Source organism: Aquimarina celericrescens (genome assembly GCF_042682765.1).
In the GTDB taxonomy this organism is placed as follows: domain Bacteria; phylum Bacteroidota; class Bacteroidia; order Flavobacteriales; family Flavobacteriaceae; genus Aquimarina; species Aquimarina celericrescens.
Map to the genome: position 1 here is coordinate 410,635 of NZ_JBHUHY010000003.1, position 15,343 is coordinate 425,977.

Sequence of the window (15,343 nt, forward strand, 5' to 3'; positions counted from 1 at the left end):
AAAATATATATTCTGATTATTAATGTTCCACGTGGAACATTGCTAATTTTTCGTTCTCCTTTTGTCTCATGACTCTTCTTTCCTCATCCTCTTTGTCCTTATAACCGCAGAAATGTAATATCCCATGAATAATTACTCTTCTTAATTCCTCCTCTGTTGAAACTTGATATGTCATAGCATTGTCGACAACCCTTTCGTAAGAAATATATATATCCCCATGAAGTTGCTTTCCTAAAGTATTGTCAAAACTAATAATATCAGTAAACGTATCGTGACCCAAAAAATCCTGATTTATTTTTAAAAGATAATTGTCGTCACAAAGTATAAAGTTGATATCCCCTTCAGATTTTCCTTCCGACAATATTACATCACTTATCCAAGAGGATAACTTCTTCTCATCTAGGGGCTCAACCTTTGTTTCGTAAAAAAAACTAATCATTGCCTTTTCTGAAATATTCCTGTACTTTTTGTTTATAATTTTGTCGCAAAGGTAATACTTGTCTGTTTAATATCTCAGTAGTATTGAAATATTGTTTGGCTTTATTCAATTGTTGATTCACTTGATTTTCGAACTGCATTTGATTTGTTACACTTTCTCTCTTTTCTTCCTCACCTTGCTCAAATGTAGCTTCTTCCAATTTTAATAATTCATGTTTCAGATCAACCATCTTTGAGATTGTGTTTTCATTGAAACCCTTTTCTAACAGCTCTTGCTCCACCTGTTTCATCTTTTTTAATAAACCACTGCCTATTTTTTTATTTATTCCTTCCTCCTTTATTTTATTCTCCAGTGCATTTCGAAGCTGTTGTTGTTCTTTGTAAATATTATAAAGCTCTCCATTTAAGTCTTCATTAAACTCCTCTTGATTTTCTCCTTCACCACCTCCATCTTTTGTGCCGTTTCTATTTTTCTTACCATTATCACCGTCCTTTTTTGCGCCTTCTTTTCCATCCTTTCCACCATCTTTCTGCTCACCTTTTTCTCCTTTTTGTCCTTGACCTTCACCTTGTTTTTCGCCCTTTTTTTTACCTAGTTTTTTTCCTTTCTCTGCTCCCTCTTTCATCTTTTCATTTAACTCTTCTTGTTTCTTGATTATATCAGGCAACTGAAATTCGTTTTGGCTTGAACCACTTTTACCTTTGCCGGAAGCAGCCATGCTATTTTGCATTTGCTCTAACGTTCTACTCAATAAATAAGCTAAGTCATTAGCGCCCGTAACCGTATACTGTTGATTGGCGGTGCCCTGTACAATTTGATTCTCTGCCAACTTTTCTAAAGATTTATCTATATTGAACTCTATGTCTGTTAACTTCTTTGTAACCTCCTCGGTTATCTGCGGAGTCCTCATAGCTAAAGCATATAAACTATCATCAATATGAATGAAATTTTCTCTAAGAACACTTTGCCTTTTAAGCCTACCTGAATATGAAGGATTATCTTTATTAATCTTTTTAAACCCGGTCATTAGATTCTCCTGTTCAAAAGAAAAGTCCACTAAATTATCTAAGATCTGTCTTAACATTTCCATATCTTCTTGCTGCTGTTCGCCGCCAGCCATTTGCATTTGCATTTGCATACTGTTGCTCATCTGCTTCATCTTTTGCGCAGCACTTTTCTGGTTCTTTTTCGCCTCAGATTTATTTTCTTTTTCTAGATTATCACTTGCCTTTTGCTGTTCCTCGTTAATTTCTTTTTCTTCATTCTTCTCTTGATCCAAATCCATCGGCTTCTTGAGTTTCTCATTTTCCTTTCTCAGCTCCTCCATCTCCTTTTGAAAATTCTCGAATTCTTTGTTTAATTGATCCTGTTTTTCTTTTGTGTTTTCCTCTTCTTTTTTTTCTGAAAGTTGTTCCTGTTTTTCTGCTAAATCCTCTAGTGCCTTAACCAATTTCTCATGCTTTTCTATCACATAATACCTTTTTGTCAACTCTAATAGTTGCTCTAAATTCTTCTTGATGTTTTTGTTTTCCTTTCCTAACTCTTCCAGTTTTTCTGTTAACTCTTCTTTCTGAATCTTATCTGCCAAACGTTCAATTTCTTCTAAGAGCTTCTCATTTCTTTTTAAACGTTCTTCGTTTCTTTCTAGCTTCTCTTTCAAAGCATCTTTGAATGGTTCTTCCTCCTTCTTCTTATCTAACTGATCAAGATTGTCCTTCAACTTTTTCGAAAAATCCTGCATCATTTTTTCCTGTTGCTTCTGACGATTTAAAAAATCTTCTAACTTTTTCTTATCATTAAAATCTAATCTCTTCTTTTCCTTTTGCAGTTTACTCAGGCTTTTAAGTTCTTCTTCCTGTTTTTTAAATTTATCTAGTGATTTATTCAGTCCAGAAATTGCCTCATTCTGTTTTTGTAGTAATTTATTCTCTAACTCATCTTCTGTAAGTTTTCTGAAATCAAAAACCTGGCTTTTGGTACTTTTATAATTATGAAAAACATCATTATCAAAAACCTCAAAATAAAATTCGTATGAAACACCGGACACTACATCTAAGCTCGATGGAAAAGCGAATATAAATTCATCAAAACTTGCTTTTTCTATGGGTATATTTTCATATACTTTCTTAGAAGCATCGGTAGCCTTATAATACACTAACCTTAATTTGCTAAGACCGTAATCATCACTTACCCTTCCAAAAAAATATATAGTCTGATTATCAACCGTATCCTTTTCAGACTTAAGGTTCAATTCTGGAAATTGATCTTTTATTACATTTAAATTAAAGGAAAGATTCTCATAATTCTTTACATTATCGTTTGACGTACTAATCTCATAATCCATACTCGAATACACAGGCATTTCCTTGATAAATACATTCTTTTCTTTTATAAGATTCAACATAGAATCCTTAGTCTTTATCTCAACTTTATTTGTGTTTTTGGTAAATACCGTCCATCCAACTTTTGTTCCTTCGGGAATAGTTGCATTACCCGTACTCTTCAACACCTCGTCCTTCTTTCTCGTGTATCTTGGGTAGTCCAACTTCATTTCGAAATTTAACAAAGAAGGCACAGGCACAACCGATAGATTATATGGAATTGATGAAATCCCGTTCGCCTCTAATACAAATTCCAAAGACTCTTTTGGTTGTATGAATGTGTATTCAAACTCTCCAGGTTTACTATTTTTCAAAAAGTAAACTTCGTCATTGTATGAAATAGTAACACTCTCTGGAATTATTTCACCGGCCACTCTGACTTGAAGAAGATAATCCCTATTCTCAAAAGCATTGAGCTTGTCATTCACAACAAAGAACTGAAAAGGTGCTGGCGGCTCATAGGCAACCTGATAATTCACTACTCTATCATAACTATCTGAAATCCAATTAGTTTTATTAAAAATCACTAATATTAAAAACAAAACTACGGGGATTGCTGCATATTTTAGGTATTTCAGATTTTTTTTGAAATTAATCGCTACTTTAAAAGGAATGGGGCGTAGTTCACTGGATTTTTGTTCGATACCCGCTAATAATAAGGAAGAAGAAGAATCGTTCTCGCTTAGCTGCAACAAATTCAAAAGCTTATCATTTACCTCTGGAAAATGGTCCCCTATAATTTCAGATGCGTCTTGATAACTAATTCCTCTTGTTAATCTAAAAAGCTGGGTAATCGGTAAAATTATAAATTTTATAAACAAGCTTATTTCAACCGCGATAAACAACCAAAACAAAATGGTTCTTCCTAACCTACCTAACCACAAAAAATTCTCAATTAACAAGGTGGCCAAAAAATATACAACTCCTATCGCGAAAAAAAGAATAATACCCTTTATTAATTCGTTGGCATAATATTTTTTGATAAACCTTTCTAGCTTTCTCTTTATATGCTCAAAATTATCCATAGCAACCCATCACTTTTTCATTAACCTTTAAAACTACAATTTTATTTCCAATAGAATTGTTATATTTATGATAATTCAACCCGTTAACAATTAACTTGTTATGAAAGATTTAAAATACATCTGTGCATATACCATTCCTGTTATGGCTTTAATAGGTTTGTGGTTACAGGATATTTTCACGTTTCTAACACCTATCTATGCTTTTGGTTTCATTCCTGTAGTTGAGCTTTTTACTCCTTCTTCTAAACAAAATTTAAACGAAGAAGAACGGCTTTCAAAAAACAAAAAAAAACTATTTGACTGGTTGCTGTATCTCAACCTTCCTATTGTGTATGGTCTTTTATTTTTAACTTTACACATCTGCACAACCACCCAATTAGAAACCTATGAAATTGTTGGGATCGTAATCTCAACTGGAATTGTATTTGGAACAAATGGAATTAACGTTGGACATGAATTGGGTCACCGTTTTACTAAAGAGCGATACATTGGCAAAGCACTGCTTCTTCCATCATTATATATGCATTTTTATGTTGAACATAATTTTGGACACCATCAAAAAGTAGGAACCACAGAAGATCCTGCTACCGCCAAATACAACCAACTCGTTTATTTTTTCTGGATAACCTCGGCTATTGGACAATATTTTAGTGCCTGGAAAATTCAAACGTTGCTACTTAAAAAAAACAAATTATCGTTTTTTTCTATTAAAAATGATATGCTATGGTACCTCTTAATCACAATCTCATATTTAACGATAGTCTATTTTACTTTTGGTTTTTTTGGATTACAGGTTGCTTTATTCAGTGGAATAGTAGGCTTCTTGTTACTAGAAACCATAAATTATATCGAACATTATGGATTGGTTAGAAAGAAAACTTCATCTGGCCGATATGAACGCGTTAAAGAAATTCACTCCTGGAACTCTAATCACACTCTTGGTAGAGTTCTGCTTTACGAACTAACAAGACATAGTGACCATCATCACCGTGCATCAAAAAAATATCAAATACTAGATCACCATGATCAAAGTCCGCAGTTACCTTTTGGTTATCCTACCTCGATGGTCTTAGCACTTATTCCACCCTTGTGGTTTCTGATTATGAACAAACATGTTCCACGTGAAATGAAAGACATTGCACAAAATCCAGCCTAAAATTTCAAAGACAAAAACGTTTACATACCGTCGCTAAGATTGTATCTTTGTCGTTCTATTTTTGAAAACGTATTAGGTTTATAAAAACACAATCATGACAAAGAACGTTAGGGTACGATTTGCACCCAGTCCTACTGGGCCCTTACATATAGGAGGTGTACGAACAGCACTATTTAATTATCTTTTTGCCAAAAAACACAACGGTGTATTTGTTCTTAGAATAGAAGATACCGATCAAAATCGTTATGTTGAAGGAGCAGAAAAATACATAAAAGATGCTCTTGACTGGTGTACTATTCCTTTTGATGAAGGACCTGACAAAGATGGAGGCTTTGGACCTTATCGACAAAGTGAGCGTAAACATTTGTATAAACAATATGCAGACCAACTTATACATAGCGGACATGCATACTATGCTTTTGACACGACCACGGATCTTGAAAAACACAGAAAAGAGTATGAGGCCAGCGGAAAAACATTTATTTATAATTGGCACAATAGAGAAAAGTTGAGTAACTCTTTGTCATTGTCTTCTAAAGAAGTTAATTCTAAAATCAACTCAGGAGAACCCTATGTAATTAGGTTTAAAGCTCCTAAAGATGAGACCTTACATTTTTTTGATGAGATTCGGGGTGATATACAAATTGATACCAATACTCTTGATGATAAAATATTGTTTAAAAGTGATGGTATGCCCACCTATCATCTGGCCAATGTTGTAGATGACCATTTAATGGAAATTACTCACGTAATTCGGGGCGAAGAATGGTTGCCTTCTCTAGCGCTACACATTCTTTTATATCGTTGCTTAGGTTGGGATTCTCCTAAATTTGCTCATTTGCCGCTTATTCTTAAACCTGTAGGAAAAGGAAAATTAAGTAAACGCGATGGTGATAAAATGGGATTTCCAGTATTTCCATTACAATGGAAAGATCCTAAAACCAATGAAATTTCATCGGGATATAGAGAAGATGGTTATCTACCAGAGGCAGTTATCAATATGCTTGCTTTTCTAGGTTGGAATCCAGGTACAAAACAAGAATTGTTTTTGTTAGAAGAGCTTATCAAAGAATTCGATCTTAAGCGCGTCAACAAAGCCGGTGCTAAATTTGATCCCGAAAAAACAAAATGGTTTCAGCAACAACATTTGCAAAGAACAGATTCCAGCTTTTTAGCAAAACAATTCACGGCTATCCTTTCTGAAAAAAATATATCTACTCAAGCTGATATTGAAACTATAATAGATGTTATAAAAGAAAGAGCTATTTTTATTGGAGATTTATGGGATCTTAGTCATTTCTTCTTTATCGCTCCCAATGAATATGATCCAAAAGCTGTTAAAAAAGCCTGGAAGGAAGATACGCCAACGCTCATGCATGAGTTGATCAGAATACTTAACGATATTACCATTTTTTCAAAAGAGAATGTTTCTAACTCTGTCAAAGGCTGGATAACTGGTAAAGAAATTAGTTTTGGTAAAATAATGATGCCTTTGCGTATAGCTCTAGTGGGATCTCTACAAGGACCCGATTTATTTTTGATTGCCTCAGTAATTGGAAAAAGGGAAACCATACAAAGAATAGAAAACATTATAGAAAAGCTATAGTTTAATAAAAAATTTAAAGTAACTGTCTTTTTGATTCTGTTGTGACTATCTATTTTAAAAAAGTGTAACGTTTTCAGTATACCACATACGTATACTATACGACGCTATAAACTTTTGGGTAATGGGAAAACTAAGAAAAGAGGTTAAAGACATCCTGTACAATATCAAAAATATGGCCGGGAAGTTCTTTCTATCCCCTTTGATACATCAGGCAGTTCAGAAATGTCAACAGCTATGATAACAATTCGTAAATAAGCTTTATTTTTCAGGTTTTTTCAGTACATTTCATTTTATTTAAACACTAACTTTTAAACAAAAAAACAATGGCTCTATATTTAATTCCAGTATTCATTTTTGGTTTTATTATTCTACTATCAGGAATATTTACTGTTAAACAACAAACCGCAGCGATTGTAGAACGCTTTGGTAAGTTTCTTAGCATTAGAAATTCTGGGTTGCATTTTAAAATTCCTGTATTTGATCGAATAGCGGGACGTATCAATTTAAAAATTCAACAACTAGATGTTTTGGTAGAAACCAAAACAAAAGATGATGTATTTGTGCGTCTCAAAATATCTGTTCAATTTCAGGTTATCAAAGAGAAAGTGTATGATGCTTTCTACAAATTAGAAAATCCACATGATCAAATCACCTCTTATGTATTTGATGTAGTTCGTGCAGAAGTTCCTAAAATGAAACTCGATGATGTTTTTGAACGCAAGGACGATATTGCCATTGCAGTAAAACAAGAGCTTAACGAAGCTATGGTGAATTATGGATATGATATCATAAAAACATTAGTTACCGATATAGATCCAGATATGCAGGTAAAAGAAGCAATGAACCGTATTAACGCAGCAGAACGCGAAAAAGTAGCTGCAGAATACGAAGCAGAAGCAGAGCGTATTAAAATTGTTGCAAAAGCTCGAGCCGAAGCAGAAAGCAAAAGATTGCAAGGTCAGGGTATCGCTGATCAACGTAGAGAAATAGCTAGAGGCCTTGAAGAAAGCGTAGACGTCCTAAACAATGTAGGCATCAATTCTCAGGAAGCTTCTGCTCTAATTGTTGTTACTCAACATTATGATACACTTCAATCTATAGGGGAAGAAACAAATACTAATTTAATTTTGTTGCCCAATTCACCACAAGCAGGAAGCGATATGTTAAATAATATGATTGCCTCATTCACAGCTTCAAATCTAATTGGTGAAGAAATGAAAAAACAAAATACCAAAAAAGGTATCAGTGGAAAAAAACCAGGTACTGATCAATAAAATAATTCAAGTTTGAAATTTTAACCCGGTTACATTTTGTGATCGGGTTATTTTCTTACTAAAATCTATTTAAAGCGTTCTAATTAATTTGCATCCCTAGATACAATAAAATTATAAGCTCAATGTTTATAAAGGCATTAAATCGCTTTATACAAAGCTATATTTAATAAGAAAAACTAATAAATATCAATAAAACCATCAAAATATACTATGGTGTAAAAAAATCCTTATCTTTATAAAAATTTATCCCCATGAAAAATTACTTAATTATCTTACTATTTATTTCGGGAAGCATTTTTTCTCAAAATATCAAGACATTAAAAAAACAGGCGGCCAGGGATGCTAAAGCAACTTCACAAGCATCTATCGATAGAAATTTAAGCACCATCTTAAAATATACTCATCCTAAAGTTTACAAAGCATACGGAGAAAAACAACTTATGGCTACTATGAATGATATTTTTAGAACCATGGATGCTCAAAAAATAAAGATCGTTAGCTCTGAAATTGATGAAGTAACCGATGTTAGAAAAGAAAACAGGGAGTATCGTTGTCTAGTTAAAACCACAACAGAGATGGACTTTAGTGGACGATCGGTAATTCTAAAAAGCTCATTATTTGGTTTTTATAACGATAAAAAAGAGCAATGGTACTTTGTAGAATCAAACAAATTACTAGATGATCCGGAAACAAAAAAATTATTTCCACGGTTTAGAACAGATATAGAGATTCCTTTAGACGAGCATATCGCGGATAACTAGAAAAGAAAGAATAAAAATCCCGAAATAACAACTCATGTTCTTCGGGATTTATTATTTATAATGAATATTTTGAAGCCAGTTCCCTAGCTTCGTTTTGTAATAATTCATTCCTATCCTCTAGTGCTTTATTGATAAAATCTTTAGCCAGCCCGTTAGGTTGAATTCCCTTATTATTAAGGATTACACCCAAAGAAATCATAGTAGCAATACGAGTTCCGGCTTTCTTTACAGCAGTTTCAAATAGAGGTTCTAGCTCCTCAATAGATATATTTTTTGCGGCTTCCTTTATCTTATTTTTAAGTATTTCTCTTTTATCATCAGGTAAATTAGTATACTTTTTCCCTGCCCTTTTAATTTCTTCTATTGCGGGTATCTCTTTTTGAGTATTTTGTGGTGTTTTTACAGTGTTTTGTTTTTCCGAAATTGGTTTAACCTTGGCCCAGGTATCACGTAAACCCACTGTTTTATTAAATACCAATGCCTCAGGTTTACTATCTGGATCCACATTGAAATATCCCAGTCTTTGAAACTGAAACTGATCTAACGGTTTCACTTCTTTTAAGCTTGGCTCTACATATCCTGTAATTACCTTTAAAGAATCAGGGTTCAAAAACTCCATAAAATCTTTGTCCTTATGACCATCCGGCGCTTCATCACTAAATAATCGATCGTATATTCTTACTTCTGCAGGAATAGCATGGGCTACTGAAACCCAATGCAACGTACCCTTTACGTTACGCTTAGATTCATCAGTACCACTACCCGACTTACTCTTTGGGTCATATGTACAATGAATCTCTGTTATATTTCCTTCAGCATCTTTTACAGCACGCTCTCCTTTGATAATATATGCATTTTTTAGGCGCACTTCCTTTCCTAAGGTGAGTCTAAAGAATTTTCGCCCGGCTTCTTCCTTAAAATCCTCTTTTTCGATATACAATTCCCTTGAAAAAGGCACCATTCTGGAACCAGCAATTTCATCCTCTGGATTATTTTCTGCTTCTAGCCACTCTTCTTTTCCCTCAGGATAATTCGTGATTATAAGTTTAACAGGGTCTAAAACAGCCATCACTCTTGGCGCTATTTTATTAAGATCTTCTCGTACACAAAACTCCAGTAATGATACATCAATCACATTTTCTCGTTTTGCAACTCCTACCGTCTCTACAAACTTTCTTATAGATGCGGGTGTATATCCTCGTCTTCTCAATGCCGAAATTGTGGGCATTCTTGGATCATCCCAACCTGATACAATTCCTTCTTCGACCAATCTGAGTAATTTACGTTTACTCATAATGGTATAACTTAAATTAAGACGTGCGAATTCTCGTTGCTTCGGACGAATATCATTGCTATAAACCTGATCTAAAAACCAATCATATAATTTTCTGTGTGGCTTAAACTCAAGCGAACATAATGAGTGAGAGATATTTTCTATATAATCACTCTCTCCATGAGTCCAATCATACATGGGATAAATACACCATTCATCCCCCGTTCTATGATGTGTTTTTTTAAGGATTCTATACATTAAAGGATCCCGCATTAACATATTGGGATCTGCCATATCTATTTTCGCTCGTACTACATGTTCTCCTTCATCAAACTCACACTGCTTCATTCTCCTGAAAAGATCCAGGTTTTCGTCAACAGAGCGGTCCCTGTAAGGACTATTAATACCAGGTTCTGTAGTCGTTCCCTTTTGATCTGCAATGGCTTCTGCAGATTGAGAATCTACATAAGCTTTCCCTTCTTTTATCAATTGAACGGTCCAATCATATAATTGTTGAAAGTAATCTGAAGAATAGCACTCCTGATCCCACTTATATCCTAACCAGGCAATATCTTCTTTGATAGCATCTACATACTCTTGTTCTTCTTTTGCTGGATTTGTATCATCAAAGCGTAAATTAACCGGCGCATTATACTTTAGACCCAAACCAAAACTAATGCCAATAGCTTTGGTATGGCCAATGTGTAAATACCCATTAGGTTCTGGTGGAAAACGAAAACGTAAATCATCTCGATTCATTCCATTTTTAAGGTCTTCTTCTATAATGTGCTCTATAAAATTGAGCGATTTTTTATCCTCTGTCATTCTGTATAAAATCTGATACAAAACTACTAAAAATCTAATCTTGCTAAGTAATATAAACTTCTTTTTGTTTCTATTAAAAAAAGGGTTGTTTTCCCGTACATAGATAAAAATAAACTGTTTACCTTTGTCAAAAAATTAGGTGGGATTAATAAAATTAAGGAATATTAAGATTTATGCCTATCATGGGTGCCTGGTTGAAGAAAAAAAAATAGGTTCTGATTATAGGGTAGATTTAAAGGTAAAGGCAGATCTAACATCCTCTGCGGCTACCGATCGTTTGGGAGACACAGTAGATTATGTTCATCTTAACCACATTGTAAAAGAAGAGATGGCAATTCGTTCTAAATTGTTAGAACATGCTGCAGAACGTATTTTAGTTCGTATATTAAACGAAATTCCTATGGTGGAAAAAGTAACAATAGATGTTTCTAAAATTAACCCGCCAATAGGAGGGAATGTTGAAATGGTAACGATTACCAGAAGTAAAAATCGTTAACTTTATACTATTAAATTGCTGATAGTTGTGTTTTAATGTAAAATCATTTGAGAAGTATTCATAAATTTTTTTACATTTGCCAACCAACCAAAAATCGGTGTCGTGGCCGAGTGGCTAGGCAGTGGTCTGCAACACCATCTACAGCGGTTCGAATCCGCTCGACACCTCAAAAAAATCCTGTAACTTATTTACAGGATTTTTTTATTTAAAATTTCTTTCTGGTCTTATTTTTTCAAATCTATCTTGAATCTTTTGTTCTACGGTATCAGGAACTATACCTTTTAATATCAAAAACACACCAAATACCACCATCATAATACTAATTATCCTTTTAATAATGTATGTTCTTTTTGGAGTTAATTTTCTTTTTAGTCGCTTAGCTAACAGCATCTTGAAAACATCTATAAAAAGATACGTGCCTAAGACTACAGCAAAAAAATATGCTATTCTGTTCGTATCCATATCCAATTGTGGACCTATAACGATGATAATACTCAACCAAAAACCAAGGACTCCAATATTAATAAAATTGAGTAAAAATCCTTTTACAAAAAGTTTCAAATAGTTATGCTTATTGATAATTTCGACAGAGGTATCTCTGAGTCTATTATAATTTTTTCGCTCTTGAATAAAAGAAATTATCCCATACGTAGCTAATAAAACTCCTCCAAAAATGAATAATGCAGGATCATCTTTTATTTTTTCGAGAATCTTATTTGTACTAAAATAAGCAATCAAAATAAATACAATGTCTGCCAAAATTACACCTAAATCTACTGCTAGAGCTGCTCTAAAACCTTTTATCGCCGCAGTTTCTAATAGTACGAAAAAAACAGGTCCTATTAGAAATGCTAATAAAAATCCTAAAGGTATAGCAGCCTGGGCATCTTGAAGCATAGAATATTTAAGTGTTTCTTACAAAGTTAAAAAAACTACTTAGTTAACTTCAATAATTTTTCCACCTAAAAGTTTTTGGGTATCCATTTCTCTTGGATTACCGAAAATTCTTATAGTTCCACCTGCATTAGTATTCGCTTTAACATAATTTTTGGCATTTACTTCAGCGGTACCGCCCGCACTTAGTGAAACCTTAGTATCATCTGTTTGAAGATCTTTAGCATAATACTGTCCGCCAGAATTAATGATAACTTCCTGTTCTTTTACCTCACCAAAAAGTTCTACTTCTCCTCCAGTGACCACCTTACTATATAAATAATTTGCATTAATCTTGGCCACAATAGTTGCTCCTTCCTGAGCTCTTATGTCCAGAGATGTCGCTTTAAGAAGATTTTTTACTTTTACTTTAGCACCTTCATTGGCGTCAAGTTTTTTAATTTCAGTGTAATATACTACCACTTTAGTATTATCACCATCCCAAAGGTTATCTAAAGACATTCTAACTTTTAAAAGGTCGTTATTTTGAACAATCTCAACTTCTCTTCTTTTATTGCCAGTGATTTCTACTTTGTTCTCGTTTCCCTGAATTAAAATCACATGAATTTTATCAAATACTTTTAATTCGTTAAAATCACCTACATTCTTTGTAATTTTATCCTGCCCTTGCACGGTAGTTACAATTGCAACTACCAAAAGAAATACTAGCTTTTGCATCTTGTTTTAGTTTTAAAATTAGACTTAAGATTTTTGTGTTTTATTTTAAATATTACTTATTCTATATCCTCTTTACTCCCTAAAAGAGTAAAATCTAAATGTCTTTTAACCAAATCTGCGTTTTTTACTTTTACATAGACTTCATCGCCTAATTGGTATATTTTCTTAGAAGTCTGTCCAATTACTGCATATTCATCCTGATCAAAAATATAATGATCATCACTCATATCTTTAAGACGAATCATTCCTTCGCATTTATTGCTTATAATCTCTACATATATACCCCATTCTGTTACTCCAGAAATTACTCCAAGAAATTGTTCATCTTCATGATCTTTCATAAATTTTATTTGCATAAACTTTATTGAATCTCTCTCTGCGCTAGCTGCAAGATTTTCCATACTACTGCTATGATTACACTTTTCTTCGTACTCTTCTTCTGAAGCAGATTTACCTTTATCCAAATAATGTTGCAACAAACGGTGTGCCATAACATCAGGATATCTTCGTATGGGAGAAGTAAAATGAGAATAATAATCAAACGCCAATCCGTAATGACCAATGTTATGGGTAGTATATTCTGCCTTGCTCATACTACGAATTGCCAGGGTATCCACTAAGTTCTGCTCTTTTTTTCCCTGAACATCCTTCAATAACCCATTAAGCGATTTGGTGGTTGTTTTTCGATCCCTAAGATCCAGCTTATATCCAAATCTACCAATGATGTTTTGTAAAGCTGCTAATTTTTCATCATTAGGTTCATCGTGTACTCTATATATAAATGTTTTTTTAGGATTTTGTTTTCCGATAAATTCTGCAACCTTTTTATTGGCTAGTAGCATGAACTCCTCTATAAGTTTATTGGCATCCTTAGAGGTCTTAAAAAACACTCCTATCGGTTCGTTATTTTCATTTAAACCAAACTTAACCTCTACCTTGTCAAAAGAAATAGCTCCCTGCTGCATTCTCTTGCTGCGCATAATTTTAGCTAATTCATCTAATTTAAGAACTGCATCGGCAATATTTTGATCGGTTTTATAAGCTTTTCCAGTAAGAGAAATCTCTGCAGGAATTAAATTTTCTTTGGTTTCAATAATATGTTGTGCTTCTTCGTATGCAAAACGTGCATCAGAATACGTTGCCGTTCTACCAAACCATTGGTTTTTGATTTCGGTTTTATCGTTCAATTCAAAAACCGCAGAAAAGGTATATTTTTCTTCATTAGGTCTTAGTGAACATGCATTATTTGAAAGAACTTCTGGTAGCATAGGGACTACCCTATCTACCAAATAAACCGAAGTTGCTCTTTCATAAGCTTCATCGTCTAGTATGGTTCCAGGTTTAACATAATGAGATACATCTGCAATATGAATTCCGATTTCATAATTACCATTATCTAATACCTGAAATGATAATGCATCATCAAAGTCTTTGGCGTCTTTTGGATCAATGGTAAACGTTAGAATATCTCTCATATCTCTACGTTTTTTTATCTCAGACTCCTGTATGCTTGTATCTAGAGTATTTGCATATTCTTCAACTTCTTCTGGAAAATCATAAGGTAATCCATACTGAGCCAAAATAGCGTGAATTTCTGTATTATGTTCTCCTGGCTTTCCTAGCACTTTAACTATTTTTCCGAAGGGAGAATCTGCCTTTTCTGGCCAATCTTCTAATCTAACCAATACTTTATCTCCATCCTCGGCTTCGCCAATTTTATTTTTAGGAACAAAGACATCAGTATACATTTTAGGATCCTGCATATTCACAAATGCATAGTTCTTCTGAATCTCTATAACGCCAACAAATTCATTCTTTTTACGAGTAATGATTCTAGTAATTTCCCCTTCACTTTTCCCTCTTCTTTTTCTACGATATACGTATACTTCTACCTCATCACCATGTAATGCTTTATTTAAATTATTATTAGGAATAAAAATATCATCTTCTAAATCTTCAACTATGACATATCCACTTCCCTTTGCAGTAATGTCTAAAATCCCAGAATATGTATTTATGTTGGGTATTATTTTGAATTTTCCCCGTCCTACTTCTTCAATTTGCTTTTTGGCTGCAAGTTGTGATAATTTTTTTATAATCTGGTTTCTACTACTTGCATCGTTTACTCCAAACTTAGATGCAATTTGCTTATAATTAAAGGATTGATTAGGTTCAGATTTTAATATTTTGAGTATTCCTTGGGTGATATTCTCTATTTTTGGAGACTTTTTTATTCTTCTACTCTTTCTTTTCATTAATATCAATTATATTATATCTGATAAAAGTACAGCTTATCTTTCAACATCTATAATTTTAGGTTTAAACTTTTATTAATCATTAAAATGAATAACTGTTCAATTCGTAAAAAATACACAATCTGTAAATCAAGTATTTACATTTAAAAATTCTGAACAAAATTTATAATTTTTCTTAAAATTTACTTAATTTTATTACACTAGATTTTGTATCTACACGTTTATTGTTTTAATTAATATG

The 15,343-nt window shown here is 33.3% G+C and carries 11 protein-coding genes and 1 tRNA gene; 6 read left to right on the forward strand and 6 right to left on the reverse strand.

The window, feature by feature from the left end:
• Nucleotides 1–19 precede the first annotated feature (19 nt).
• Together ybeY and ACFSJT_RS05635 are read right to left on the reverse strand one after the other, a co-directional pair.
• Nucleotides 20–439, reverse strand: coding sequence for an rRNA maturation RNase YbeY (ybeY, locus tag ACFSJT_RS05630; RefSeq protein WP_378319242.1), 420 nt, complete (start codon nt 437–439; stop codon nt 20–22).
• Nucleotides 432–3,845 (reverse strand): DUF4175 family protein, encoded by a 3,414-nt coding sequence (locus tag ACFSJT_RS05635; RefSeq protein ID WP_378319243.1) that lies wholly within the window; start codon nt 3,843–3,845, stop codon nt 432–434. Before ACFSJT_RS05635 ends, ybeY begins: the two co-directional genes overlap by 8 nt.
• Nucleotides 3,846–3,945: 100 nt before the next feature.
• Between ACFSJT_RS05635 and ACFSJT_RS05640 the strand changes: the two genes are divergently transcribed.
• The 4 genes from ACFSJT_RS05640 to ACFSJT_RS05655 all read left to right on the forward strand — a co-directional run bounded on the left by ACFSJT_RS05640 (nt 3,946) and on the right by ACFSJT_RS05655 (nt 8,642).
• Entirely contained in the window at nt 3,946–5,001 is a 1,056-nt protein-coding gene (locus tag ACFSJT_RS05640; RefSeq protein ID WP_378319244.1) for an alkane 1-monooxygenase, read from the forward strand.
• A gap of 94 nt (nt 5,002–5,095) precedes the next feature.
• Nucleotides 5,096–6,607 (forward strand): glutamate--tRNA ligase, encoded by a 1,512-nt coding sequence (gene gltX / locus ACFSJT_RS05645; RefSeq protein ID WP_378319245.1) that lies wholly within the window; start codon nt 5,096–5,098, stop codon nt 6,605–6,607.
• 323 nt (nt 6,608–6,930) lie between these two features.
• Nucleotides 6,931–7,881: an SPFH domain-containing protein gene (locus tag ACFSJT_RS05650; RefSeq protein ID WP_378319246.1), complete on the forward strand. Its 951-nt coding sequence runs from the start codon at nt 6,931–6,933 to the stop codon at nt 7,879–7,881.
• A gap of 251 nt (nt 7,882–8,132) precedes the next feature.
• Nucleotides 8,133–8,642, forward strand: coding sequence for a hypothetical protein (locus ACFSJT_RS05655; RefSeq protein ID WP_378319247.1), 510 nt, complete (start codon nt 8,133–8,135; stop codon nt 8,640–8,642).
• A gap of 55 nt (nt 8,643–8,697) precedes the next feature.
• Here the strand turns inward: ACFSJT_RS05655 and ACFSJT_RS05660 are convergent, their stop codons facing one another.
• Nucleotides 8,698–10,740, reverse strand: a complete 2,043-nt coding sequence (locus tag ACFSJT_RS05660) for a glutamine--tRNA ligase/YqeY domain fusion protein (protein WP_378319248.1) — start codon at nt 10,738–10,740, stop codon at nt 8,698–8,700.
• A gap of 139 nt (nt 10,741–10,879) precedes the next feature.
• Between ACFSJT_RS05660 and folB the strand changes: the two genes are divergently transcribed.
• Together folB and ACFSJT_RS05670 are read left to right on the forward strand one after the other, a co-directional pair.
• Complete coding sequence (folB, locus tag ACFSJT_RS05665) at nt 10,880–11,236, forward strand: dihydroneopterin aldolase (RefSeq protein WP_378319249.1); 357 nt, start codon at nt 10,880–10,882, stop codon at nt 11,234–11,236.
• A gap of 96 nt (nt 11,237–11,332) precedes the next feature.
• Nucleotides 11,333–11,403: transfer RNA gene (locus ACFSJT_RS05670), tRNA-Cys, on the forward strand.
• A gap of 34 nt (nt 11,404–11,437) precedes the next feature.
• Here ACFSJT_RS05670 and ACFSJT_RS05675 read toward each other — a convergent pair.
• The 3 genes from ACFSJT_RS05675 to rnr are packed head-to-tail and all read right to left on the reverse strand — an operon-like array spanning nt 11,438 to nt 15,102.
• The gene (locus ACFSJT_RS05675) at nt 11,438–12,133 is read right to left on the reverse strand and encodes a LysE family translocator (RefSeq protein WP_378319250.1); all 696 of its coding nucleotides are present in this window, start codon (nt 12,131–12,133) and stop codon (nt 11,438–11,440) included.
• Between the two features lie 39 nt (nt 12,134–12,172).
• The gene (locus ACFSJT_RS05680; protein WP_378319251.1) at nt 12,173–12,847 is read right to left on the reverse strand and encodes a head GIN domain-containing protein; all 675 of its coding nucleotides are present in this window, start codon (nt 12,845–12,847) and stop codon (nt 12,173–12,175) included.
• Between the two features lie 56 nt (nt 12,848–12,903).
• On the reverse strand, nt 12,904–15,102 hold the full coding sequence (gene rnr, locus ACFSJT_RS05685) for a ribonuclease R (protein ID WP_378319252.1): 2,199 nt from the start codon (nt 15,100–15,102) through the stop codon (nt 12,904–12,906).
• Nucleotides 15,103–15,343 lie beyond the last annotated feature (241 nt).

Excerpts from the sequence above, each read along its gene's own strand:
- ybeY (WP_378319242.1), bottom strand. The coding sequence starts at position 439 with ATGATTAGTTTTTTTTACGAAACAAAGGTTGAGCCCCTAGATGAGAAG.
- ACFSJT_RS05635 (WP_378319243.1), bottom strand. The coding sequence starts at position 3,845 with ATGGATAATTTTGAGCATATAAAGAGAAAGCTAGAAAGGTTTATCAAA.
- ACFSJT_RS05640 (WP_378319244.1), top strand. The coding sequence starts at position 3,946 with ATGAAAGATTTAAAATACATCTGTGCATATACCATTCCTGTTATGGCT.
- gltX (WP_378319245.1), top strand. The coding sequence starts at position 5,096 with ATGACAAAGAACGTTAGGGTACGATTTGCACCCAGTCCTACTGGGCCC.
- ACFSJT_RS05650 (WP_378319246.1), top strand. The coding sequence starts at position 6,931 with ATGGCTCTATATTTAATTCCAGTATTCATTTTTGGTTTTATTATTCTA.
- ACFSJT_RS05655 (WP_378319247.1), top strand. The coding sequence starts at position 8,133 with ATGAAAAATTACTTAATTATCTTACTATTTATTTCGGGAAGCATTTTT.
- ACFSJT_RS05660 (WP_378319248.1), bottom strand. The coding sequence starts at position 10,740 with ATGACAGAGGATAAAAAATCGCTCAATTTTATAGAGCACATTATAGAA.
- ACFSJT_RS05675 (WP_378319250.1), bottom strand. The coding sequence starts at position 12,133 with ATGCTTCAAGATGCCCAGGCTGCTATACCTTTAGGATTTTTATTAGCA.
- ACFSJT_RS05680 (WP_378319251.1), bottom strand. The coding sequence starts at position 12,847 with ATGCAAAAGCTAGTATTTCTTTTGGTAGTTGCAATTGTAACTACCGTG.
- rnr (WP_378319252.1), bottom strand. The coding sequence starts at position 15,102 with ATGAAAAGAAAGAGTAGAAGAATAAAAAAGTCTCCAAAAATAGAGAAT.